Source organism: Nonomuraea sp. NPDC049400 (assembly GCF_044466425.1).
GTDB lineage: Bacteria > Actinomycetota > Actinomycetes > Streptosporangiales > Streptosporangiaceae > Nonomuraea.
Genome location: NZ_JBITMP010000015.1, coordinates 144842 through 168106, shown reverse-complemented (window position 1 = coordinate 168106; position 23265 = coordinate 144842). Strand labels below are relative to the sequence as shown.

General features: G+C 69.0%; 20 protein-coding genes and 1 pseudogene. 12 read left to right on the top strand and 9 right to left on the bottom strand.

Annotated elements, in window-relative coordinates:
- Positions 1 to 4 precede the first annotated feature (4 nt).
- The 7 genes from ACIBVN_RS25025 to ACIBVN_RS24995 all read right to left on the bottom strand — a co-directional run bounded on the left by ACIBVN_RS25025 (position 5) and on the right by ACIBVN_RS24995 (position 7196).
- Positions 5 to 679, bottom strand: a complete 675-nt coding sequence (locus ACIBVN_RS25025) for a polysaccharide deacetylase family protein (protein WP_397140156.1) — start codon at positions 677 to 679, stop codon at positions 5 to 7.
- Between the two features lie 59 nt (positions 680 to 738).
- On the bottom strand, positions 739 to 1611 hold the full coding sequence (locus ACIBVN_RS25020; protein WP_397140154.1) for a Gfo/Idh/MocA family protein: 873 nt from the start codon (positions 1609 to 1611) through the stop codon (positions 739 to 741).
- Entirely contained in the window at positions 1608 to 2474 is an 867-nt protein-coding gene (locus ACIBVN_RS25015) for an NAD-dependent epimerase/dehydratase family protein (protein WP_397140152.1), read from the bottom strand. The genes ACIBVN_RS25020 and ACIBVN_RS25015 overlap by 4 nt, the downstream gene beginning before the upstream one ends.
- A gap of 105 nt (positions 2475 to 2579) precedes the next feature.
- Entirely contained in the window at positions 2580 to 3626 is a 1047-nt protein-coding gene (locus tag ACIBVN_RS25010) for a 2-oxoacid:ferredoxin oxidoreductase subunit beta (protein WP_397140150.1), read from the bottom strand.
- A complete protein-coding gene (locus ACIBVN_RS25005) occupies positions 3619 to 5463 on the bottom strand; it encodes a 2-oxoacid:acceptor oxidoreductase subunit alpha (RefSeq protein WP_349452876.1) in 1845 nt (614 codons plus the stop codon). The genes ACIBVN_RS25010 and ACIBVN_RS25005 overlap by 8 nt, the downstream gene beginning before the upstream one ends.
- A 122-nt stretch (positions 5464 to 5585) precedes the next feature.
- Positions 5586 to 5675, bottom strand: a complete 90-nt coding sequence (locus ACIBVN_RS25000; protein ID WP_397140148.1) for a putative leader peptide — start codon at positions 5673 to 5675, stop codon at positions 5586 to 5588.
- Between the two features lie 33 nt (positions 5676 to 5708).
- A complete protein-coding gene (locus ACIBVN_RS24995) occupies positions 5709 to 7196 on the bottom strand; it encodes a polysaccharide deacetylase family protein (RefSeq protein WP_397140146.1) in 1488 nt (495 codons plus the stop codon).
- A gap of 203 nt (positions 7197 to 7399) precedes the next feature.
- Between ACIBVN_RS24995 and ACIBVN_RS24990 the strand changes: the two genes are divergently transcribed.
- The 4 genes from ACIBVN_RS24990 to nuoH all read left to right on the top strand — a co-directional run bounded on the left by ACIBVN_RS24990 (position 7400) and on the right by nuoH (position 9842).
- The gene (locus ACIBVN_RS24990; RefSeq protein ID WP_344998413.1) at positions 7400 to 7771 is read left to right on the top strand and encodes an NADH-quinone oxidoreductase subunit A; all 372 of its coding nucleotides are present in this window, start codon (positions 7400 to 7402) and stop codon (positions 7769 to 7771) included.
- A gap of 67 nt (positions 7772 to 7838) precedes the next feature.
- Positions 7839 to 8357 (top strand): NADH-quinone oxidoreductase subunit B, encoded by a 519-nt coding sequence (locus ACIBVN_RS24985; protein ID WP_397140314.1) that lies wholly within the window; start codon positions 7839 to 7841, stop codon positions 8355 to 8357.
- A complete protein-coding gene (locus ACIBVN_RS24980; protein ID WP_397140143.1) occupies positions 8354 to 8908 on the top strand; it encodes an NADH-quinone oxidoreductase subunit C in 555 nt (184 codons plus the stop codon). Before ACIBVN_RS24985 ends, ACIBVN_RS24980 begins: the two co-directional genes overlap by 4 nt.
- A complete protein-coding gene (gene nuoH / locus ACIBVN_RS24975) occupies positions 8901 to 9842 on the top strand; it encodes an NADH-quinone oxidoreductase subunit NuoH (protein WP_397140141.1) in 942 nt (313 codons plus the stop codon). The genes ACIBVN_RS24980 and nuoH overlap by 8 nt, the downstream gene beginning before the upstream one ends.
- A gap of 100 nt (positions 9843 to 9942) precedes the next feature.
- Here nuoH and ACIBVN_RS24970 read toward each other — a convergent pair whose 3' ends face one another.
- Complete coding sequence (locus tag ACIBVN_RS24970) at positions 9943 to 11526, bottom strand: serine/threonine-protein kinase (protein ID WP_397140139.1); 1584 nt, start codon at positions 11524 to 11526, stop codon at positions 9943 to 9945.
- Between ACIBVN_RS24970 and ACIBVN_RS24965 the strand changes: the two genes are divergently transcribed.
- From ACIBVN_RS24965 to ACIBVN_RS24930, 8 genes and pseudogenes are all read left to right on the top strand, one after another.
- Positions 11525 to 13117, top strand: coding sequence for a 4Fe-4S binding protein (locus tag ACIBVN_RS24965; protein ID WP_397140137.1), 1593 nt, complete (start codon positions 11525 to 11527; stop codon positions 13115 to 13117). The genes ACIBVN_RS24970 and ACIBVN_RS24965 overlap by 2 nt on opposite strands.
- Positions 13114 to 14037 carry an NADH-quinone oxidoreductase subunit J gene (locus ACIBVN_RS24960; RefSeq protein ID WP_397140135.1) on the top strand — a complete coding sequence of 308 codons (924 nt, stop codon included), beginning with the start codon at positions 13114 to 13116 and terminating at the stop codon, positions 14035 to 14037. The genes ACIBVN_RS24965 and ACIBVN_RS24960 overlap by 4 nt, the downstream gene beginning before the upstream one ends.
- Positions 14037 to 14321 (top strand): annotated as a pseudogene (gene nuoK / locus ACIBVN_RS24955) (NADH-quinone oxidoreductase subunit NuoK); the annotation flags it as partial. The gene ACIBVN_RS24960 and the pseudogene nuoK, both read left to right, overlap by 1 nt.
- A gap of 308 nt (positions 14322 to 14629) precedes the next feature.
- A complete protein-coding gene (locus ACIBVN_RS24950) occupies positions 14630 to 16609 on the top strand; it encodes an NADH-quinone oxidoreductase subunit L (protein ID WP_397140133.1) in 1980 nt (659 codons plus the stop codon).
- Positions 16609 to 18417 (top strand): NuoM family protein, encoded by a 1809-nt coding sequence (locus ACIBVN_RS24945; RefSeq protein ID WP_397140312.1) that lies wholly within the window; start codon positions 16609 to 16611, stop codon positions 18415 to 18417. Before ACIBVN_RS24950 ends, ACIBVN_RS24945 begins: the two co-directional genes overlap by 1 nt.
- Positions 18414 to 20132 (top strand): NADH-quinone oxidoreductase subunit N, encoded by a 1719-nt coding sequence (locus tag ACIBVN_RS24940; RefSeq protein WP_397140131.1) that lies wholly within the window; start codon positions 18414 to 18416, stop codon positions 20130 to 20132. The genes ACIBVN_RS24945 and ACIBVN_RS24940 overlap by 4 nt, the downstream gene beginning before the upstream one ends.
- A 198-nt stretch (positions 20133 to 20330) precedes the next feature.
- Positions 20331 to 21182, top strand: a complete 852-nt coding sequence (gene htpX, locus ACIBVN_RS24935) for a zinc metalloprotease HtpX (RefSeq protein ID WP_397140129.1) — start codon at positions 20331 to 20333, stop codon at positions 21180 to 21182.
- A gap of 4 nt (positions 21183 to 21186) precedes the next feature.
- Positions 21187 to 22671: a hypothetical protein gene (locus ACIBVN_RS24930; protein ID WP_397140127.1), complete on the top strand. Its 1485-nt coding sequence runs from the start codon at positions 21187 to 21189 to the stop codon at positions 22669 to 22671.
- Here ACIBVN_RS24930 and ACIBVN_RS24925 read toward each other — a convergent pair.
- Positions 22646 to 23137 carry an NUDIX hydrolase gene (locus ACIBVN_RS24925; protein ID WP_397140125.1) on the bottom strand — a complete coding sequence of 164 codons (492 nt, stop codon included), beginning with the start codon at positions 23135 to 23137 and terminating at the stop codon, positions 22646 to 22648. The two genes, ACIBVN_RS24930 and ACIBVN_RS24925, sit on opposite strands and share 26 nt — an antisense overlap.
- Positions 23138 to 23265: the final 128 nt, after the last annotated feature.

Sequence of the window (23265 nt, the reverse complement as noted above, 5' to 3'; positions counted from 1 at the left end):
CGGGTCAGCCTCGCGTCCGCTTGTAGAGGCGGGCCGCGGCCTTCCTGGCCCGCTGGGGCAGCGCCGGCCGGCCGTCGAGCACCCGGCGTATCCATCCCTCGTCCAGGTCGTGGCGCAGGCTGTTGCGGGCCTGGAGCCACTGGCCCGGGGTGGCCCGTCCGCCGTCGCTGGTGTACGCGCAGGTCACGCCCGCCTGGCGGAGCCTGCCGAGCACGTGCCGGTCATAGGAGCCGAACGGGATCGCCACCCTCGTCACCGGGTGGCCGCATAAGTCCCCGATCACCTCATGCGCGGCCGATAACTCCTGGTCGTGTTGCTCGAGGGAGAGCCGCCGCCAGTCGCGGTGTCCCCACCCGTGCGAGCCCACCCGCATGCCTGACCTGGCCAGCTCCTTGACTCCGTCGGCGGCCAGCCTGCCCGGCTTGCCGAGCAGCCCGGCCAGCACGAAGAACTCGGCCCGCAGCCCGCGCTCCAGCAGCCGGGGGAGCGCGATCTCCACGTCGGAGGCGTTGCCGTCGTCGAACGTGATGCGCACGTCCTTGCGGTCCACGACCGCGTCCAGCACCTGCTCGAACTGCTTGACGCTGACCCAGGTCGTGTCCTCGCCCGGATCGAGGGGCCGATCGGTGTCGCCGATGCCGTGAACGGTGAGGTTGATGATCGACCCCGTCAGCGTCATTACCGACCTTCCCCCCAGTCCGGCTCAGCTCTTGTGTATCCGGCGTTTCCCTTAGACCGTTACAAGTCCCGCCAGACCTGCTCCAATCGCCGCTGAAGGTGCACCCCTCTGTGCACGTCGATCGCGTGCGACCGGCCCGCCCTGACCGCCGCCGCGAACTCCGCCCGCAACGCCGCCCGGGTCGGCTCCGAGTCGGGCGGGATCCGGGCGAAGTCGAGCACCAGCTCGCCGCGCGGGCCGTACAGCTCGTAGACCGTGCGCCTGCCCACCCCCGGCACCTTGCCGCATAGCGAGAGCTGGCTGACCGCGCCGCCCTCGTGCCGGCACGTGAGCGCGAGGAAGCCGTGCGGGTCGCCCGCGGCCCGGATCTCCTTGATCGGTCCAATGGCGGCGTCGAGCAGGTCGAGCCCGTGCGGGCCGGTGTTGAACAGCACGCCGTGCTTCACCCGCCACGGTTGATCGAGAAAGGGACCTTCGAGAAACTCGCCGGTGAGCTGGCTCGCACGCGCCCCCAGCACGGGGAGGTCGCGTGCCTGGCGGAGGAACTCGCGCACGGCGGGCCGGTAGCGGTTGGTCATGACGAGCTGGGTCGGCACGCCGCTCGCCACCCTGGCCAGCTCCTCGGCGGCGGCCAGGTCGAGGGCGAGCGGCTTGTCGAGCAGGAGCGCCCGCCCGGCCCGCGCGGCCTCGGCCGCCAGCTCGGCCTGCGCATCCGGCGGCACCGCGAACGCCACCGCCTCGCACCTGTCGAGCAGGTCGCGGTAGTCCTCGTAGTACGGCGCGCCGAACCGGCTCGCCAGCGCCCGGCCCGCCTCGGGCCGCCTGGCCCACACCCCGGCCAGCCTGGTCTCCGGGCCCTGGGCGAGCATGGGCGCGTGGAAGGCCCCCGCCCACAGCCCGGCGCCCGCCAGCCCCACCGCTACGGGTCTCATCGCCGGTACCACGCCACGGTGCGGCGCAGCCCGTCCTCCAGGCCAACCAGGGGGCGCCAGCCGATCAGCTCCCGCGCGGGCTCCGGATCGGCCACCTGCGGCACGTCCAGCAGCCGGTCGGGAACGGTCCCGAACGGCGGCGCCGACTCCTCCCCGGCGATCCGGTAGAGCAGCTCGACCGCCTCCCGCACGGACACCTTCGTGCCCGTGCCCACGTCGAACGCCTGCCCGACCGCGCGCTCGCTCAGCCCGGCCAGCGCGAACGCCTCGACCACGTCGTCGATGTAGACCCAGTCCACGAGCTTGGAGCCGCTGGTCAGCCGGGGCTTCTCGCCCCTGGTCAGTGCCAGCGTCACGTACGGCACCAGCTTGGCGGTGTCACGCTGGCCCGGCCCGTACACCATGGTCGGGCGCACGATCGTGCAGGGCACGTTCCAGAGCCGGTGGTAGAGCTCGGCGTACCCAGTCGCCGCCGCCTTGGCCATCGCGTACGGCGAGGGCGCCGGCGTATGCCCGTTGCCGGGCCGCGGCTCCTCGCTCGACCCCGCCAGGACCACCCGGCACCCGGATCCGGCCGCCGCGGTCAGCACGTTGACCGCGGTCTTGAGGTTGCCCTCCAGCGTCGGCCGCACGACAGAGACGTCCCTGGCCCCGTTCACCTCGCTGGCCAGGTGGAAGACCACCTCGGGGCGGACTGCGGCGAACAGCCCCTCCACGGCCCCCGGATCACGCAGGTCGTGACCGCTCCCGGTGCGGCTCGCCCCGTGCACGTCCGCGCCCAGCTCGGCCAGCCGCCTGACCAGGTGGGCGCCGATGAACCCCGAGGCCCCTGTCACCAGGGCCCGCCTGCCACGCCACTCCACGAACGCCCCCCTTTGGTAGGCGGGCACTTCCGCCGAGCGCCCGTTTGTCGGCCGGCGGGCATGCGAATGGGGCCCGCACGGACGGGCCCCATCAAATCGCGAATATCAGGCGATGCGCCAGGTGTCGCCGCCCAGCAGCAGTTCGCTCAGGTCACCGGGACCCTTCTGCGCGACGGCCTCCTCGAGCTGCTCGGCCATCAGCACGTCGTACGCCGGCCGGTCGACCTGGCGGAAGATCCCGATCGGCACGTGCTCGAACGCCGGCTCGTCCAGCCTGCTGAGTGCGAAGGCCACCGACGGGTCGGGGTTGTGCGCGTCGTGCACGAGGATCTGGTCCTCGCTCACGCTGTCGCGCGCCACGACCTCGATGCCGCCGTTCGCCGCCCGCACGACCGCCTTCGAGGCGCTCACGATCGGCTGGTCGTGCTCCAGCCGCAGCGTGATGTCGTCGCGGACGTCCGGGTCCTTGAGCTGCTCGAACGCGTTGTCGTTGAAGATGTTGCAGTTTTGGTAGATCTCCACCAGCGACGTGCCGCGGTGCGCGGTCGCCTCGCGCAGCACCGACTGCAGGTGCTTGCGGTCGGAGTCGATGGTGCGGGCCACGAACGACGCCTCGGCGCCGATGGCCAGCGAGATCGGGTTGAACGGCTTGTCCAGCGACCCCATCGGCGTCGACTTGGTGATCTTGCCGACCTCGGACGTGGGGGAGTACTGGCCCTTGGTCAGCCCGTAGATCCGGTTGTTGAACAGCAGGATGTTCAGGTTGACGTTGCGGCGCAGCGCGTGGATCAGGTGGTTGCCGCCGATCGACAGCGCGTCGCCGTCACCGGTGATCACCCACACGCTCAGATCTGGCCGGGAGGTGGCCAGCCCCGTCGCGATGGCGGGCGCGCGGCCGTGGATCGAGTGGAACCCGTACGTGTTGAGGTAGTACGGGAAGCGCGACGAGCAGCCGATGCCCGAGACGAACACGATGTTCTCGCGCCTGAGCCCCAGCTCGGGCAGGAAGCTCTGCACCGCCGCCAGGATCGCGTAGTCGCCGCAGCCCGGGCACCAGCGCACCTCCTGGTCGGACTTGAAGTCCTTCAGGGTCTGCTTGACGTCGGTCTTGGGGATGAGCGACAGGCCCTTCCCGTTTACGAGCTCAGTCACTGTCGATCACGTCCTGGATGACTCCGGCCAGCTCCTCGGCCTTGAACGGGAGCCCGCGCACACGGTTGTAGCTGATCACGTCGACGAGGTAGCGGGCCCGCAGCAGCAGGGCGAGCTGGCCGAGGTTGATCTCGGGCAGCAGCACCTTGTCGTAGCGCTTGAGGACCTCGCCGGTGTTCGCGGGCAGCGGGTTGAGGTGGCGCAGATGGGCCTGCGCGACCTTGCCGCCGCTCTTCCTGATCCGCCGCACGGCCGCGGCGATCGGCCCGTACGTCGAGCCCCACCCGATGACCAGCACGTTGGCGTCGCCGTCCGGGTCGTCGACCTCCAGCGGGGGGACGTCGATCCCGGCGATCTTGGCGGCCCGCGTGCGGACCATCAGGTCGTGGTTGTTGGGGTCGTACGAGATGTTGCCGGTGCCGTCGGCCTTCTCGATGCCGCCGATGCGGTGCTCGAGGCCGGGCGTGCCGGGGATGGCCCAGGGGCGGGCCAGCGTCTCGGTGTCGCGCTTGTACGGCAGGAACTCGCCGTCGGCGCCGTTCGGCTCCTTCGTGAACTCCTGCGAAATGTCCGGCAAGTCGGAAATTTCGGGCAGTCGCCAGGGCTCCGAGCCGTTGGCCAGGTAGCCGTCCGAGAGCAGCATGACCGGAGTGCGGTACTTGATGGCGATCCTGGCCGCCTCGACGGCTGCGTCGAAGCAGTCGCTCGGCGACATCGGCGCCACGATCGGCACCGGCGACTCGCCGTTGCGGCCGAACATGGCCATCAGCAGGTCGGTCTGCTCCGTCTTGGTCGGCATGCCGGTGCTCGGCCCCGCGCGCTGCACGTCCACGATGATCAGCGGCAGCTCGGTGGTGACCGCCAGGCCGATCGTCTCGGCCTTCAGTGCCACGCCGGGGCCGGACGTGGTGGTCACGCCGAGCGATCCGCCGAACGCGGCCCCGAGCGCCGCGCCGACGCCTGCGATCTCGTCCTCCGCCTGGAAGGTGCGGATGCCGAACCGCTTGTGCTTGCTCAGCTCGTGCAGGATGTCGCTGGCCGGGGTGATCGGGTAGGAGCCCAGGAACAGCGGCAGCTTTGACTGCACGCTCGCGGCGATCAGGCCGTACGCCAGGGCCTGATTGCCGGAGATGTTGCGATAGACGCCAGGGGCGAGCCTGGCGGGCTTGACCTCGTACGAGACGGAGAAGGACTCGGTGGTCTCACCGAAGTTCCACCCCGCCTGGAAGGCCGCGATGTTGGCCTTGGCGATGTCGGGCTTCTTCGCGAACTTCTGCTCGAGGAACGTGATGGTGTGCTCGGTCGGCCGGTGGTAGAGCCAGCTGAGCAGGCCGAGGGCGAACATGTTCTTCGAGCGCTCCGCGTCCTTCTTGGACAGCTCGAAGCCCTCGAGGGCCTTGACCGTGAGGGAGGTCAGCGGCACCGCGTGCACGTGCCACTCGCTGAGCGAGTCGTCCTCCAGCGGGTTGGCGTCGTAGCCGACCTTCTGCAGATTGCGCTTGGTGAACTCGTCGGTGTTGGCGATGATGTCCGCGCCCTTGGGCAGGTCGCCCAGGTTGGCCTTGAGCGCGGCCGGGTTCATGGCCACGAGCACGTTCGGCGCGTCGCCGGGCGTGAGGATGTCGTGGTCCGCGAAGTGGAGCTGGAAGCTCGACACGCCGGGCAGAGTGCCTGCGGGCGCGCGGATCTCAGCGGGGAAGTTGGGGAGTGTCGACAGGTCGTTGCCGAACTCCGCCGTGCCCGCCGTAAAGCGGTCGCCGGTGAGCTGCATGCCGTCGCCGGAGTCTCCAGCGAATCTGATGATCACACGATCGACTTGCTGGACCTGCTTCGTCACAGCTCAGTCCTCCTCGACGCGCGCCAATGCGCGCTTGCCTTGGGCGCGTTCTCTGTTTCCATGCTAGATCCTCGGAAGGTCGCGCGTTTGCATCCCGCAAAGAGCGGGTAAACGCGGTCGAATCAGGGTGAGGCGGGAGAACGACGACACAGCCCGGACGCGAGCCTGCAGAGGTCGACATGCAGGCGGGCGAAGAGGGCGGTTCGGGTCACGAACGCCAACTATACGTCCCCCCAACACGTGTCTTACGTCAGGGGCTGCTTACCCGGCAGGTCGTCCCCCGACCTGTACAGGCGTCCGGCCTGCATCCCTGCCGAGCCGTACAGCTCAGGAACGGTGACGAAGCTGTAACCCTTCCCGCGCAGCCTTGCGAGGATGTCCGGAACCGCGTCAACGGATTCCCGGTGTATGTCGTGCATGAGAATGATCGCACCTGGATGCGCCTGACGCACGACAAGGTCCACGATGTCGCGCGCTTTCTCCTCGAGCTGATCCCTGGCGTCGACATCCCAGTTGACCAGCGACATCCCCTCCTGGGCGGCGATGTCGCGCAGCTCCTGGCTCACGGCCCCGTACGGCGGCCGCATGAGCGTCGGTTTCTGCCCGATGGCGGCCTCGATCGCGTCCCTGGTGCGCCCGAGAGAGTCGGCGATCTTGCTGGTCGCCTGCTTCGAGAGGTCCTTGTGCGCCCAGCTGTTGTTGCCGATCAGGTGCCCTTCGGCGCTCATCCTTCTGAGCAGGTCGGGTTGAGCGGCGGCATTGACGCCGACCGTGAAGAACGTGGCCCTCGCCTGAGCGTTCCGCAGCACGTCGAGCAACCTCGCGGTGTAGGGACCGGGCCCGTCGTCGAACGTCAACGCCACGCACTTGGTCTTGGCGCAGTCCACGCTCCCTGCCCGGTTGCTGACGGCCTGCGGGATGCTCGTGGGCGCCTCCGGGATGTGGTACGGCGCCCGCTCTTTCACGCTGTCCTGAGCCTGCTCTTTGACGCTGTCCTGAGCCCGCCGCCCGAACCCGGACAGCAGCGGCCGTACCTGCCGCTCGGGGATCGCCACGGCCAGCCGTCCCAGCGGGCACGGCCCGATCTGGCAGTCGTCGAACTCGACCACGAGATCCCCCGCCGGGTTGAAGGCCATCGAGTCGAACTCGTCGCCCCGCGCCGTCACCCCGTCCCGCTCGACCTGCGACCCGCGCGTCTTGAACTGCCCCCGCACCAGCTCCGCGAGGCGGTTCAGGGCTTCTTTGCCGTCGAGCAGCCCGGTGGACTCCACGGCCTTGCCCTCACGCGGATCGAACCAGTACGTACGGGTGGAGTTGCCCCAGCTCGCGCCCAGGAACATGCCGGTGCGCAGCCGTACCGCGATCGCCTGGGGGGAGGCGGCGGCCAGCTGCCATTCGACGTTCAGCTCGGGCCGCGGGTAGGCGTGGGGGTCCTTGGCGCGCCCCTGGAACTCGCGCCACTGCCGTTCGGTCTGGACGCGCAGGGCTTCGTTGAGGGCGGGGGCGGCTTTGAGCTCGGGGTAGCTGATGTGCACGTATCGGCCGCCGGTGGTGCGGCCCTCCGTCAGCGTTCTGGTGGACAGGCCGGCGACGGACGCCGGGTCGACAAAGTCGATCATCGTCGGCTCTGCCGGGACCACGACGTTCCTCTCGGGGGAAGCGGCGGCCAGCCCGCAGCCGGTGGCCGAGAGGGCCAGCAGAGCGATTCCGGAGGAGAATCGCTTTTTGTGCATAGTTGTCAGCGTATGTTGTCGATCTTCCTGTTTACCTCGTCTTGACATGATCGCTCCCGAGGCTTTGGCTGCGTTGGGTAACGAGTCCGAGACAGCTTCCACTGCTTTGCCTGTTTTCGGCCCATCCCGCCCATAGCTTCCGGCCCTGGATCTGCCTCTGGAACCCCAGCCTCACCCCAGCTTCTTCGGGTTACCATCGCGGTATGGACGGCTATTTCGGGTCGTATGTGCTCGTCGCCGCACTACTCGCCATAGGTGTAGCCATCGTGGCCGGAGCCCTGATGGCCAACCGCCTCCTCCGCCCGACCCGTCCGACCCCGGAGAAGCTGACCACGTACGAGTGCGGGGTCGACCCGGTGGGCGAGGGCTGGGCGCAGTCGCAGGTCCGCTACTACGTCTTCACGTACCTGTACGTGGTGTTCGCGGTGGACGCCGTCTTCCTGTTCCCCTGGGCCACGGTCTTCGACGCCCCCGGCTACGGGCTGACGACGCTCGTGGAGATGTTCGTCTTCCTGGGCTTCATCGCCCTGGGCATCCTGTACGCCTGGCGTAAGCGCGTTCTTACCTGGACCTAGCGTGCTTTTCTTTGCCTGACCTGCGATTCGCGCAAGAATGGACAGTATGGCAGCAACGGATCTCCCGATGCCCACGGTGGGCCCCGTCTCCAGGTTGGCGCCCAAGCCGATGCGCTTCGTGCTCAACTGGGGCAGGCGCTATTCGCTGTGGGTGTTCAACTTCGGGCTGGCCTGCTGTGCGATTGAGTTCATCGCGACCTCGACGAGCAGGCACGACTTCATCAGGTTCGGCGTGATCCCGTTCGCGAACGGCCCACGCCAGGCCGACCTGATGATCGTCTCGGGCACGGTGACCGACAAGATGGCTCCGGCTGTGAAGCGCCTTTACGAGCAGATGCCCGACCCGAAGTACGTCATCTCGTTCGGCGCCTGCTCCAACACCGGCGGCCCGTACTGGGACTCCTATTGTGTGACCAACGGGGTTGACCAGATCATCCCGGTCGACGTCTATGTGCCCGGCTGCCCGCCCCGACCCGAGGCTCTTCTTTACGGCATCACCAAGCTCCAGGAGAAGATCGCCGGAGAGAAGCTCAGCGACCGCTACGTGTGGTCCCGCTCCCACGGGTCCTTCGAGGAGGAGGCGTGACCGCCGGCCTCCACCAGCTCTCTGAGCGGTTCGGCGGCGATCGCGTCGAGATCTCGGAGTCGTACGGCGACACCACGGTCGACGTGGCCCCCGGCGACTGGATCGAGCTCCTGACCTACGTCCGTGACGGCCTCGGCTACGCGTTCTTCGACTGGCTGACCGGCGTCGACGACCCACCGGACGCCTTCCTCGTCGTGGCACACGTCTACAACCCGACCGCCGGAGCACGCCTGCTGCTCCGCACCCGCGTCCCGCGCGAGGACCCGCACCTCGCCAGCGCGGTGGGCGTCTACCGGGGCGCGAACTGGCACGAGCGCGAGACCTACGAGATGTTCGGCGTGATCTTCGACGACCATCCCAACCTCATGCCGCTCCTCCTGCCCGACGGCTTCGAGGGCCACCCGCTCCGCAAGGATTTCATCCTGGCCGCCCGCGTGGCCAAGCCGTGGCCCGGCGCCAAGGAGCCCGGCGAATCGGGACACGGCGCCCCGAGCCGCCGCAAGACGCTTCCACCAGGAGTCCCACCCGACTGGGGGCCGCCCGATGCTTGACGTGGTGCTGAGCTTCGCCGTCATTCTCATCGTGTTCCTGGTGCTGCCGCTGATCGTGGGGCAGACCGAGCACAAGGTCATGGCGCACATGCAGTCCCGGCTGGGCCCCATGTACGCCGGTGGTTTCCACGGCTGGGCGCAGCTCATCGCCGACGGCGTCAAGTTCATGCAGAAAGAGGACGTCATCCCGGCCGCGGCCGACCGCCGCATCTTCATGATCGCCCCCGGCGTGGCGCTCGTCCCGTACCTGGTCGTGCTGATCGTCATCCCCATCGACCGCGGCCGCGTCGCCGTCGATCTCGACCTCGGCCTCTTCTTCGTCCTCGCCGTCATGGGCGTCGGCGTCCTCGGCTCGATCATGGCCGGCTGGGCTTCGGCCAACAAATACTCGGTGCTGGGCGGCATGCGTTCGGCTGCCCAGCTCATGTCGTACGAGCTGCCGCTCGTGCTGGCGGCCTCCTCCGTCGCGATGGCCGCGGGCACGCTGTCGCTCCCCGCCATCGTCGAGGCGTGGCAGTGGTGGTGGCTGCCGTGGCAGGCGGTCGGCGGCGTCGTCTTCTTCCTGGCCGGGCTGGCTGAGCTGCGCCGCCCTCCGTTCGACATGCCGATCGCCGAGTCCGAGATCATCATGGGTCCGATGACGGAGTACACAGGCATGCGCTTCGCGCTGTTCATGCTCTCCGAGTACGTCGGGATCGTGGTCCTGTCGTTCCTGACCACCGTCCTGTTCCTGGGCGGCTGGCACGGCCCGTTCCTGCCGGGCTGGATGTGGACGCTGATCAAGGTCTTCCTGCTGTCGTTCGCCGTGATCTGGCTGCGCGTCACGTACCCCCGGCTCCGCGAGGACCAGCTCCAGAAACTCGCCTGGGCCGTCCTGGTCCCCCTGGCCCTGGCCCAACTGGCGCTGACCGGCGTCATCAAGGTCCTCATCTAGGACCTGGACAGAGCGCCTCTAGGGGATGTGAGCCGGCTCGTCCCGCGTTCGCAGACGCGACAAGAGACACCAGCGGCTGGAGCCCGGGCAACTGCCGGCCTCAATGCACGATCGCCAGCATCACGTCAGAAGCCGAAGGCCGCTCGTCGGGACGCTTGTTCAGGCATGTCCCCACAACACCCCGCAGCGCAGGCGGCAAGGGCGATAAGTCCGGATGAAAGGTGAGCACCCGGTTGAACACGGCAGGCACAGTGTCCTCCCCGAACGCCGGCCGCCCCGTAGCCGCGAACATGATCGTCACAGCCCAGCTGAACACATCGGAAGCCGGCCCCACCGCCTCGCCGGTCAACTGCTCCGGCGACATGTACGGCGGCGTCCCGACCATCTTCCCCGACGTCATCATCGTCACCTGATCGAGCGCTCGGGCGATCCCGAAGTCGATCACCCGGGGCCCGTCGTTCCCGATCAGCACATTGCTCGGCTTGAAGTCACGATGCACGATCCCCGCCTTGTGGATGGCCGCCAGCGCCCCGGCTGTGGATAACGCCAGCCGGGTAAGGCTGTCCTCATCGCGCGGCCCGTGCTTCCTGACGAGCTGCTCCAGCGAGGGCCCCTCCACGTACTCGCTGACGATGTAGGCATGCTGGCCGGAGATGTTCACGTCGAGGACGCGGGCTGTGGAAAACGTCGCCACCCGCCGAGCCACGTCCACCTCCCGCGCGAACCTCGCCCGCGCCGTCTCGTCGACGAGATCGTGCAGCACCTTCACCGCCACCCGCGCCCCGTTGGGCGCCGCAGCCAGGTAGACCGCCCCCTGGCCCCCGCGTCCGAGCGACTGGAGCACCCGATAGTGCCCGATCCACTCAGGCTCCCCGGGACGCCGCTGTTGGCGTGACCCGTGCTCCGTGGACGCGGGCTCCCCAGAATGCCTCCGTTGGGACTCCAGCTCTCCGGACCGCCGCCGATAGGACTCAGCCTGCCCAGACCGCCGCGGATGGGACTCAGGACGCGCATGGGACTCAGGACGCGCATGGGACTGCGGGCGCGGATGGGACTCAGCCTGTCCGGACCGCCCCCGCGAATGGGATGCAGGATCTGCAGGACGCCGCTGGTAGGACTCGAGCTCCCGATGACGCTGCTGATAGGAGGGCGACGTGGTCCGCTGATGCAGATCGATGTGCGGCTGATGCGCCGGCGCCCGCAGAATCGCCCAACGCGGCGCCCGCGCCATGGCGGGCACCAGGATCCCCGAGTGAATGACCCCGCCGATCCAGCTGATCAACAGCCCGAGCGAGACCAGCGCGGACAGCGGCTGAGGAATGTCCTCGAAGTCGGCGTACGCCAGCGCCGAGATCACGAACGATCCGATGCAGACCAGATAAGCGGAAGCCGCGAAGACCTGCCAGATGCTCCGCAGCCAGAACGCCGCGAACCCGATGGTGAACGGGGTCGCCAGCCCGCACGTGAACAGGGGAAGGCAGGCCCACACGACGGCGGCCGCCCACGCCCCGCCCCCGGGACGGACCTGATGGCTCTGCTGCATGGCCGAGAGACTATCGCCCCGCCGCGGTTCATACCGGGCATGCACACAGCTTGTGGATAACCCCGGGCTAACCTGTGGATGACTGTGGAAAAACTGGGGACAACGCCCCCACTCGTTCACCTGGGAGGCGAGTTGGGTCATGATGTTGAACATGGCGCGGATACCGGGAGTCGGACTGGCAAAGGGGCTGTCCATCACCCTTCGCCACATGCTGCGTAAATCAGTGACGCAGCAGTATCCCGAGGTGAAGCCTGCCCTCCCGCCGCGCAGCCGAGGCGTCATCGCCCTGGTCGAGGAGAACTGCACCTCCTGCATGCTCTGTGCCCGAGAGTGCCCCGACTGGTGCATTTACATCGATTCCCACAAGGAGACGATCCCGGCCCCCGAGGGCGGCCGCCCCCGCCAGCGCAACGTCCTCGACCGCTTCGCCATCGACTTCTCCCTGTGCATGTACTGCGGCATCTGCATCGAGGTGTGCCCCTTCGACGCCCTCTTCTGGTCGCCGGAGTTCGAGTACGCGGAAGGCGACATCCGCAACCTCATCCACGAAAAGGACAAGCTGGCCACCTGGACCCAGACGGTCCCTCTGCCTCCGGCCCACGACCCAGGCGCCGACCCCCCCAAGGAGCTCACCGCCGCCCCCCGGCGTCCCGCGACGGCCCGCACGCCGGGAGCAGCCAGGCCCACCCCGCCTTCGGGTACGGCAGACCGCCCCTCCACAAAGCGCCCCCAAGAGCCGAGCACTCCACGAGCCACAACCACCAAGGAAGAACCGGCACCCAAAGAACCGCAAACCCCAACGGACGCGCGGCCCACCCAAGACACTTCCAGCACCCTTCCCCCGGAGAGGACGTCTGGCACGCGGCCCACCCAAGGCACTTCGGGCACTCTTCCCCCGGAGGGGACGTCTGGCGTGCGGCCCACCCAAGACACTTCGGGCGCGCAACCCGCCGAGGGCGTTTCGGACACCGAGCCCGCAGACACTCCGGACACGAAGTTCACGGCGGGCACCACGGAGGCGATGCCCAAGCCCGGCCCCTCACAGGCGGAGGCCGGCGCCCAGGACGCGGGGCCCACGGCAAGCGCCCCTGAATCGGGTCCTGACACCCCGTCACGTGCTCAGCGCGGCGTCGGACGTCCACGCCGCCCGATGCAGAACGTACGGGGTATCCGCCCTCCAGGCGCCCTCCCGTCCCGTACTCAGGACGAGACCCCGATCTCCTCCGCCGAAGGGCAACCGCTCAGCGGCCCCGCCACGCCAGCCGAGACGAATGCCGGCACCCCCGCAGAGGCCGAGCCGAACCTGACCCTTCCTACGGAGGACGGTCAACCGACAACTACCTCCTCTACGAAGGACGACCAAACGGCCGCGACCTCCTCCGGGGAGGACGGCGAGTCGACGGCAACCTCCTCCGGGGCGGACGGCGAGTCGACGGCAACCTCCTCCGGGGCGGACGGCGAGTCGACCACTGATTCCTCTTCCACGGAGAAGGGCGCGCCGACCGCTTACCCTTCCGCCGACCAGCCACCCCAGGGCTCGTCTCCATCCACAGGCCAGCCGTCCCCAGAAAAGTTGTCCACAGCCTCGGGCGTACCGCAACCGGCGCCCGATCCGGAGCAGCAAACTTCTGCCACGAGCCCCCGCAGGCGCAGGATGGCCGATCCACGGTCCATCCGACCACCTGGGCGGCTCGGTCCTGACGAGACAAGGGAGTCCGAGGAGGAGTCGTGACCGAGGCGGTGCCCTCCTACCTGTCACCCACCGGGCAAGAGATCGTCTTCTTGCTGCTGGGCGCGGTAGCGGTTGGATCGGCGCTGCTTGTCGTCACGACCAAACAACTCGTCCACGCCGCCCTCTGGCTCGTGGTCTGCTTCGGTGCCCTTGCGGGCGGCTATCTCGTTCTCACCGCCGAGTTCGTGGCCTGGGTCCAGGTGCTGATCTACGTAGGCGCGGTGGTGGTGCTGCTGCTGTTCGGCATCATGCTCACCCGCGCCCCCATCGGCCGCTCCGCCGACCTCGACAGCGGCAACCGCCCTGTCTCAGCCCTGGTGGCGGCGGCAACGGCAGCGATCCTCGTCACCGTGGTGATCGACGGGTTCCGTACGGCGTACACACCGCTGCGCCCCGGCTCAGGAGCCGCAAAAGAGCTGGGCGCCAGCGTGTTCGCCACCTGGGTGCTGCCGTTCGAGGCGCTGTCGGTGCTCCTGCTTGCCGCCCTGATCGGCGCCATCGTGCTGTCCCGCACCGACATCCCCGGAGGCTCCCCACCAGACCGGACCGGCGGCGACCCGCCAGGTGACCAGACAGAAGCAACCCCGTCGTCACCCCCCGAGCCGGGGCAACGCCCAACAGCCGGCCAAACCGACGACAACACTGCCTCCGCCCGCGACCGTACAGCGAGCCCCGACCCGACAGGGAACCGCGACCAGACCGCGAGCCGCGACCGGACAGTGAGCCCCGACCCCACAGTGAGCCGCGACCCGACAGCGAGCCCCGACCGGACAGGGAGCACGTCACCGTCCGCTCGCACTCAGGACGACCCATCCCCCCACCAGGCGAGGGAGACGCCGCCGTCTCCGAGCACCCGGGACAACGCGGTGCCCGACCCGACCGGGGGTAATCCGCCGCCCGATCAGACCGGGGGTCATTAGTGCACATCGTCTACCCGGCGGTCGTCTCCGCGCTTCTCTTCTCTGTCGGCGTCTACGGAGTGCTCGCCCGGCGCAACACGATCCTCGTGCTGATGTCGGTCGAGCTCATGCTCAACGCCGTCAACCTCAACCTGGTCGCATTCGACGTGTGGCTGGGCGACCGCCTGCACAGCGGCCAGGTCCTCACCCTCTTCGTCATCGTCATAGCGGCCGCGGAAGTGGGCCTGGGCCTTGCGATCGTGCTGGCGCTCTACCGCAACCGCCGCACCGTCGACATCGATCAACTCCGCGACCTGGCCGAACCCCCCGACGAGCCCTCAAGCACGCCGGCGCCCACGAGCACGCCCGACGACGAGCCCGCAGACGCCTATTCGCCCTCTCCGACGGCACCGGTCCGCAGCAGCCCCGACGCCCCAGAGCGTGCGTCGGAGCCCGCCGGACCGCTCAACGATGCGGGCGAGCCGGTCGAGGGCCGTGCACCCGCCACTGGCGAGCGCAACGAGCACCGCCACGACCCAACAGACCCGTCAGAACGGGCACAGAGCAAAGGCGGCCGCGGCGGCGAGCAGCCGGTCAAGCGAGGTGGCACGCCATGACGACCTTCCCGCTCATCGCCGTGCTCCTGCCCTTCGTGGCCGCAGCCGCCGGCCTGCTGCTCTCCCGCTGGCCCCACCGGCGTCCCGCCGGCCCCACCCTCGAAGAGGCCGCAGAAACACCCGAACCAAAGCCCACAACACCCCACCCGTCCAAGCCCGAGCCCGCCGAGACAGCAGTGGGCGAGCGGGCCAACACCAGGGCAGCCTGGATCGCCGTCCTCCCGACGGCCGTCTCATCGGTCGTGGCCGCCTGGCTCGCCTGGGGCCCGGGCTTCGCCTTCCTCCATGGCGTCACCACCTCCCCACCCACAGGCCAGACGTACGGCACGATCGTCACCGGCGGCATCCCGATAACGCTCACCCTCCAGGCCGACAACCTGTCGAGCATCCTCGGTGTCCTGGTGACCCTCGTCGCCCTGGCCGTACAGATCTACTCGGTCGGCTATCTCAAAGACGACCCGCGCTACCCCTCCTACAGCGCGTTCATCAGCCTGTTCACCAGCGCCATGCTCCTGGTCGTCTACGCGGGCGACCTCCTGGTCCTCTACGTGGGCTGGGAGATCATGGGCCTCTGCTCGTACCTCCTCATCGGCCACTGGTGGGAAGACCGGGGCAATTCGCGCGCGGCGATCAAGGCGTTCCTCGTCACTCGCCTGGGCGACGTCGGCTTCCTTTTCGGCATCTTCGTACTCGGCCTGGCAGCGGACAGCTTCCGCATCAGCGACGTGCTGGGGAAGGTGCCGGAAATGTCCACGGCCACGCTCGTGACCGCCACGCTGCTCCTCCTGGCCGGGGTGGCCGGCAAGAGCGCGCAGGTCCCGCTGCACACCTGGCTCCCCGACGCGATGGCGGGCCCGACGCCGATCAGCGCCTTGATCCATGCCGCCACCATGGTCGCCGCCGGGATCTTCATCGTGGCCAGGCTGTTCCCGGCGTTCCTCGTCGCCCGGCCCACGCTCGACGTGCTCGCCGTCATAGCCGCCCTCGGCATGCTGGGCGCCGCCCTGGCCGCGCTGGCACAGGACGACCTGAAACGCGTGCTCGCCTACTCCACGATCAGCCAGCTCGCGTACATGGCGGGCGGCCTGGCCGCGGGCTCCGACACGGCGGCCATCTTCCACCTGCTGACTCACGGCGCGTTCAAGGCCCTGCTGTTCCTGTGCGCGGGCGCGGTGATCCACCACGTCGGGTCCAACCTGATGACCCAGATGGGCGGCCTGCGCCGCGGACTCCCGGTGACGTTCGTGACGATGACGATAGGTTTCGCCGCGTTGATGGGCATCCCCCCGGCCAGCGGCTTCTTCAGCAAGGACGGCATCCTGCTGGCCATGGACGGCGCCCTGTCCAACGGGCGCCTGACGGACGCGGCCGCCCTCCTTCTGTACGGGTGCGCGCTCGCGACCGTGGCCGTCACCGGCGCGTACGCCACGAGGGCATGGCTACGCACGTTCTTCGGCGAGGCGCGGGCCGTGGCGCTCCCGGAGCCGGAGCCCGGCACGGCCCACGTCGTGGACGTCACCGAGGCCCCACGCACGATGCTCGTGCCCGTCATCCTCCTCGCCGTCCCCGCCCTGCTGCTGGGCTTCGCCGGAGAGTTGCACCTGGACCTCGGCGTGGCGGCCATCAGCGTCGTGCTGGCCGTGCTCGGCGCCGGGATCGTCTACACGTTCTGGCGCATCGATCCCATCGCAGACCCGGCCCGCCTGCTGGGGCCGCTGAGGGCGCCGTGCGAGCGGGCGTTCCACGTGGACGGGCTCTACGCCACGCTGTTCGTACGCCCGATCCTGGCGCTGTCCAGGCTCGTGGTCAGAACGGACGACGTGGTCGTGGACGGGGCGGTGCGCGGGTCGGGCAAGTCGGCGCGCGGATTGTCCGGAGTGCTGCGACTGGCCCAGAACGGCAACGTCCAGCTCTACGTGAGCGGCGTGCTGGCCGGTGTCCTGCTGATCGCGGTGGGGGCGGTGGTGTTCGCATGATGGGCTGGCTTCCCGTCGCACTGCTGGCCGTGCCACTGCTCGGCGCGCTCCTGCTCCTCCTCGCCCCGCACAGGCTCCGCCCGGTGCTGCCCACGTACGGGCTGGCCCTGTCCGGCCTCACCCTGGCGCTCGCCGTCCTGCTGGCGGCGACGTTCGACTACGGGCAGGGGGCACGGCCGCAGTTCGAGGTGGACTGGCCGTGGATCCCGGGGCTGGACTTGCGCTTCCACCTCGGGGTGGACGGGATCTCGCTGCCGCTGATCGCGCTGACGGCCCTGCTGACGTTCCTGTGCTTCGTCTACCTGTGCTGGGGCGGCGCGCGTAAGACGTTCGTGAGGGCGAGGCCGAGGGCGCTGGTGTTCACGCTGCTCGTGCTCGAAGTAGGCATGATCGGTACGTTCCTCGCCCTCGACCTGCTGCTCTTCTTCGTGTTCTTCGAGATCGTCCTCGTCCCGATGTACTTCTTGATCGCCATCTGGGGCGGCGAGGGGCGCAGGGCGGCGTCGATCAAGTTCATCCTGTACACGCTGCTCGGCTCGGTCATCATGCTCCTCGGCCTGCTGCTCGTGTGGGTCCAGACCGGCACGTTCGACATCGAGGCGCTGAGCGCGGCCCATGGCGCCGGCATGCCCAGATCCGTGCAGATTCTGGCGTTCGTGGCGATCGGCATCGGTCTCGCGGTGAAGACCCCCATGTGGCCGCTGCACACGTGGCTGCCCGACGCCCACACGGAGGCACCGACCGTGGGCTCGGTGCTGCTCGCCGGGGTGCTGCTGAAGATGGGCACGTACGGCTTCGCCAGGATCGCCATCCCGATCCTCCCCGAGGGGGCGGCGGCGGTGGCGCCGTGGCTCGGGGCGTTCGCCGTGGTGGGCATCGTCTACGGAGCCCTCGCGTGCCTCGCCCAGCGCGACCTCAAACGCATGATCGCCTACTCGTCAGTCGGTCACATGGGCTTCGTCCTGCTGGGGTTCGCCACGCTGACCCCGGTGGGCATCAACGGCGCCCTCTTCGCGAACGTCGCCCACGGCCTGATCACCGGCCTGCTGTTCTTCCTGGCCGGGGCCATCAAGGACCGCTACCACACCGCCGACATGCCTTCGCTGGGTGGCGGCATGCTGGCGACGCTGCCAAGGCTGGGGTCGGTGCTCACTTTCGCGGCGATCGCCTCGCTGGGGCTGCCCGGGCTGGCCGGGTTCTGGGGCGAGATGCTGGCGCTCTTCGGGGCGTTCCAACCGGCGAACGGGCTGCCGCGCGCGTTGTTCCTGACGTACATGGTGATCGGGGGTCTGGGGGCGGTCCTGACGGCCGCGTACTTCGTCGTCATGCTGTCCCGCGTCACCCATGGCCGACCTCAGGGGGTCACCGGGGCGCCCGCCGGCGTGCGTACGTCTGGCGGAGGCGCGGACGAGGCGCCGTGGGAGGGCGTCGCCCCCGACGAACGCCCCGTCGTACCGCTCGGCTCGCCGGAGAAACGCTCGGCGACGGCCACCTTGGAGCCAAGCCCGGCACCGCTGCCCACCAGCGACCAGAACGAGCCACCACCCGGCACTGAGCCGTTGAGCGGCGGCGAGCCTCCAGGGGGCGCTGAGCCGTTGAGCGGGGACGGGCCTCGGGGCGGCGCCGGCTCAGCGGATGGTGGCGCCCCGCTGGAGGGCGTTCGGCAGGTGGTCGACGACATCAGGAGCTACGAACTCCTGGCATGGACGCCGCTGGTGGCCCTGATCCTGCTCTTCGGGCTCTGGCCCGGGCTCCTCCTGTCGCTCACCGCACCGGCCGTCCAGACCCTGCTGGGAGCCGTCTCATGATCCAGCAGATCGACTATTTCGTGATCGCGCCCCCGCTGGCGCTCGCCCTGGTGGCCGGGCTGGTGCTGTTGCTGGACGCGTTCCTCCCGGCTCGCCCCCGCACGAAGACCGTGCTGGCACTGGTCACGCTGGCAGGTGTTCTGGTCTCCCTGGGCTTCGTCGTCGCACAGGCGATCAAGGGCGGCCCGCCGCAGTCGACCTTCTGCGTCCCGCCCGACCTCGCCGCGCCCGCCGGGCTGTGCTCCTTCGTGGCGGACCGGTTCACGCTGGTGTTCGCGGGCATGGTGCTCGTCGCGGCCGTGGTGATCGTACTGATGTCGATGACCGAGCTGGCGGCCGGCGACATCCCGGTCGGAGAGTGGTACTTCCTGCTCCTCTGCACCCTCGTCGGCGCGGTGACGCTGCCCGCCTCCCGAGATTTGATCATGCTCGTGGTGGCGCTCGAGCTGGTCTCGCTGCCGGTCTTCGCCCTCACCGCGATGAAGCGGTACGACGGCCGCTCGTCCGAGGCCGCCGTGAAGCTCTTCGTCGTGTCGGTCGTGTCGACCGCCGTCATGCTGTTCGGCGTGTCGCTCCTGTACGGCATATCCGGCACGGTCTACCTGTCCCACCTGGCGGCCGTGTTCAGCGGCGACGCCCCGGCGCCCGGCGTCGCAGCGGGAACGGTGTGGGCGGGTGGCCCGGACCTACCTGCCGTCGGCACGGTCGGCGTCGTTCTGGTGGTGGCGGGGTTCGCTTTCAAGATCGCGGCGGTGCCGTTCCACTCCTGGGCGGCCGACGTCTACCAGGGCGCTCCCGTCCCCGTGGCCGCTCTGCTTTCTGTCATCTCCAAGGCGGCCGGGTTCGCCGGGCTGATCCTCGTACTGGTCGCCGGACTGTCCGGACAGGCCGCCACCTGGGCGCCCATCGTGGGGATCATCGCCGCGCTGACCATGACCGCGGGCAACCTGCTCGCCATGCGCCAACGCTCCGCCGTACGCCTGCTGGCCTGGTCCTCCGTCGCGCAGTCCGGCTACATCCTGGCACCTCTGGCAGCAGCGGCCACCACACAAGGCGCCACACCAACCGCCGCTCTCCGCGCCCCGGCCATCACCGCCGCACCTGCCACCACCGCACTCCACGCCCCGGGCGTCGCCGCCGAACCTGCCACCGCCGTGTTCCAGGCCCCGGGCGTCGCCCCGGGGTCCGCCACCGCGGTCACCTCGGCCGTGCTCCCGGAGACCGTGGCGGCGGCGGGCGCGATCGGCGCCTCCATGGCCTACCTGATCATCTACGCCGCCATGAACCTCGGCGCGTTCGCGGTGGTCATGCTCGTCTCCAGGACGGCCACCCGCAACGAGCTCGACGACTACCGCGGCCTGGCGTTCCGGCGCCCGGCAGCAGGGCTTGCGCTGGCGTTCTGCCTGGTCTGCCTGGCAGGTCTCCCACCGGGCCTGGCCGGGCTCTTCGCGAAGGTGTTCGTCTTCCGCGAGATCGTCGAAGGCGGCTCAGGCTGGCTGGCACTGATCATGGCCGTCAACACCGTGATCGGCCTCTACTACTACGTCATCTGGGCGGCACGCCTCTTCACCCCGGCGGGAGGAACGGCAATCACCCAGCGCCGCCCACTTCCGGCGACATGGCTGGCCATCGGTCTCGCCTTGGTGGCGGCCGTCCTGTTCTCGATCGCCCCGCAACTGGTCCTGGACATGACCTCCTTGTCAGCCTTCGGTTGAGGCCCCAGGCGCTCAAGCACTCAGGGCACAGCAGTAGAGAGCTCACGAGGCCCCTGAGAAACAGGAGAAACCCAAGCTGGAAGGTCGCGCTGTGCCCCCGGTCGAGCACGGCGCGGTACGGGCAAGGGACAGTTGGGGAACGATGGACCGGGTCATCGTCGTTGAACCAGGTGAACCCAGACCACGAAGGGGGGAGCCTTGCACCACAACGGTCTGCGCACCGCCGTTCTGCTCGGCGGCCTGTCGGCGCTGATTGTCGCGGTGGGCGCGTGGTTGGGCGGCGGCGCCGGTGTGCGGATCGCTCTCGTGCTCGCCCTGGTGAGCAACGGAGTCGCCTACTTCTTCTCCGACCGCATCGCCCTGTCGGCCATGCGCGCCAGGCCGGTCAGCGAGGTCGAGCAGCCCACGCTCTACCGGATCGTCCGAGAGCTCTCCACCGAGGCCCGCCAGCCGATGCCACGCCTGTACATCTCGCCGACGGTGCAGCCGAACGCGTTCGCGACGGGCAGAAGTCCTCGCCAGGCCGCGGTGTGCGTCACGTACGGCCTGACCAAGCTGCTCGACGAGGCCGAGTTGCGCGGAGTGATCGGGCACGAGCTGTCACACGTGTACAACCGGGACATCCTCGTCTCCTCCGTGGCCGGCGCGCTGGCCACGATGATCACCTGGCTCAGCTATGTGGCCGTGTTCTTCGGCGGTTCGGACGACGACGAGGGCCCGGGCTTCGTGGGTGCGCTGCTGATGATGCTGCTCGGACCGGTGGCGGCCGGGATGGTGCAGATGGCGATCTCCAGGACGAGGGAGTTCCAGGCCGACGAATCGGGCGCCAGGCTCACGGGTGACCCGCTAGCGCTCGCCTCGGCGCTCCGCAAGATCGAGATGGGTGCCCGCAGGCTTCCCCTCCCGGAGAACAGCCGCCTGACCTCCGCCTCCCACATGATGATCGCGAACCCGTTCAGCGGCTCCGGCTTCGGCCGCCTGTTCTCCACCCACCCGCCCACGTCCGAGCGGGTCGCCCGTCTCGAGCGCATGGCCGGCTACCGCCGCTGACCACATGCGCCGATTAACGAAGGCGGAGCGGAGGCTCTGGAACGCGTTCCCCACCGGCGAAACCGTCGAGCTGGGTTCATTCAAGATCGGAGCCAGCCGCGCGGCAGGGGCCAACGCGCCCATGGACGGCCACACCTGGGGCCGCGAGCGCTCGATCAGGGCCGAGGTGATCGCCCAGCTGCTCCTCGGCGCCCGCGACACGGGCAGCGGCTCCGCCCCAGCGGTACGCCTGCGCGGCGCCAGGATCACCGGCCAGCTCGCGATCGTCGGCGGCACGATCCTGCACCAACTCAACCTGAGCGGCTGCCATCTGGACGAACCAATCCGTTTCACCGACTCAACCACCCGCACCGTACGCCTGACCGACTGCCACCTCCCGGGTCTCAGCGGCGGTGGCATGCGGGTGGCCGGCCACCTCAGCCTGTCCGGCTCGAACATCACCGGCACCGTCCGCCTGAACCGGGCCCAGTTCGAGAGCGGCCTGTGGCTGGGCGGCACCAAGGTGGTGGCCGACGACGACGAAGACTGGGCGCTCTACGCGAACGCCGCCGTCGTGGACTCCGGCACCTACCTCCGCAACGCCGACTTCGCCGGAGGAATCGACCTGATCGGCTCCCGCCTCAACGGCGGACTCTTCCTGGAAGGCGCAACGCTCCGCAACCCGGGCAAGGAAGCCCTCGCCGCCGACAACATGGTCGTTGAGGACATCATGCGCTGCACCGACGGATTCCAGGCCGTGGGCTGCGTCCGGTTACGCGGCGCGCGAATCAACGGGACACTCTCGCTCAACGGAATCGTACGAAGTCCGGACACTCGCTACGCCCTCCACGCGAGCCACATGGAGATCCGCGAGCTCTACCTCAAGCCCGCAAAGCCCATCGAAGGCGTTGTGACCCTCGCACACTCCACAGTCGGCACATTGCACGACGACCGAGCCACCTGGCCCGAGAAGCTACGCCTCAACGGCCTGACCTACCACCGTCTGCGCGGTTCGGGGGTAACCCAGCGAATTGACTGGGTAAGGCGTGATCCGGAGGGGTTCAGGCCGCAGCCGTACGAGCAGCTGGCCGCCTGGTACCTCAGCGACGGCAACGACGCGCTCGCCCGCCGCGCCCAGCTCGCCAAGCTCCGCGCCAGACGGCAGACGCAGGGGCTCGGGGGCCGGGCATGGGGGCGGCTGCTCGACGTCGCGGTCGGCTACGGCTACCGTCCCTGGCTGGCGGGCATGTGGTTCACGCTGCTGCTGACGCTCGGAACCATCGTCTTCGGCCTCAACCCGCCCAGAGCGCTCAAACCCTCCGAGAGCCCCGATTTCAACGCCTTCGCCTACACCTTTGACCTTCTGCTCCCGATCCCCGCATTCGGGCAACGAGAGCTGTTCGACCCGGGCGGGTGGACGCAGTGGCTCGCGTACGGACTGGTCGTTTCTGGATGGATCCTTGCGACGGCCCTCATAGCGGGCGCTACACGGATTCTTCGCCCTCAATGACCGGGGAAGCCGCGATGATCCCACGCAGGATCGACGCGAGATCTTCGGGATAGAAGATCTCCTCGGTGCTCTCGAGCTCCGCCACACTCCACCACCGGTAGGCCGTCGTCGTGTCCTTCTCGATCTGATCCATGTGATCGAACGACACGACCGTGCCGTCGCCCACCCGGATCGCGAAGAACGTCTGCTCCTGCGTGACGGCGTACTGGGCCCAGGAGAACTCGATCACACTGTTGTCGTACGGTCCGCTGAACTCGTCAGCATTCGCCCGGATCCCGACCTCCTCGAACAGCTCGCGCGCCGCCGCCTCCTGCAGCGTCTCGCCGTCCTCCGCGGCCCCGCCGATCGTGAACCAGAACGGCTCATCCGGTCTCGCCGGATCAAAGCCATGAAGGAGGAGAACCCGATCTTGCTCGTCAACGGGCAGGGCACGTGCCGTAAAGCGGCGCAGGGGGATCTTCGTCACGATTACCGAGCTTACGGTCGAGATGTGGCACGTCGAGGCACCGGCAAGCGGCGTCGCCCGCGTTTCGTGGACAACGCGCCCGACCCTGTGCCCCTGACGTGCCCCGCACCCGGCTCCGGCTCCATGCC